The organism is Neisseria sp. P0022.S009, from assembly GCF_051956675.1.
In the GTDB taxonomy this organism is placed as follows: Bacteria; Pseudomonadota; Gammaproteobacteria; order Burkholderiales; family Neisseriaceae; genus Neisseria.
Window position 1 is genome coordinate 1 of record NZ_JBQCXE010000031.1, and the last position, 658, is coordinate 658.

The 658-nt window shown below is 66.7% G+C and carries 1 protein-coding gene; it reads right to left on the reverse strand.

All coding sequences use genetic code 11. The features are described from left to right. Positions 1–178 precede the first annotated feature (178 nt). On the reverse strand, positions 179–577 hold the full coding sequence (locus ACTHUG_RS11280; RefSeq protein ID WP_440422256.1) for a hypothetical protein: 399 nt from the start codon (positions 575–577) through the stop codon (positions 179–181). Positions 578–658 lie beyond the last annotated feature (81 nt).

Genomic DNA, 658 nt, shown 5'->3' on the forward strand with positions numbered 1-658 from the left:
TTTGGTGGGTGTTGGGGTTGGGTGGGTTTGTTTGGTTGTTGGGGGGGGTTTTTTTGGTGTTGGCTGCCGCTTTGTTTGTGACGTTGGTGAGCACGTTTGGGGAATCAGGGTTTGGATTGGTGGTGTGTGCTGTTGTAGTGCTAATGACTGCGGAGGGAGGGTGTGCATCGGGGTTTGGTTAGGCGGGTGGGGCTGGGGGGGGGGAGGTGATGGGGTGGCTGTGGTGATTGGGGGGGGTGGTGGCGGGGTGGGTGGGGTTAGTAGGGGGGTCGGTGGGGGGGTGGTTTGGGTGGGGGGGGGGCTGAAGGCAAAACAAAGGAGGTACCACCACCCTCCCGCACAAAAGACACCGAACCACACGAACACACCTTTCGCTCACATCCACACCCCACCTCCCTCTCGCCACCCCCCCTCCACCCCCCCCTCCCCTCCCCCACCCACCCCCCCACCACACCCGCTCCCCCCCCCCCCCACACCCCCCCTCCCCCCCCCCCCCCCCCCCCCCCCCCTCCCCCTCCCCCCCCCTCCCCCCTCCCCTCTCCCCCCCCCTCCCTCCCCTCCCCTCTTTTTCAGACACCCTACCCCAGGTGGTCGGGTGGGTTTTTCGCGTGTAAGGGGGGTTACCCCCCACTCTGAATTTCGCGCGTCGAGCCAGGCC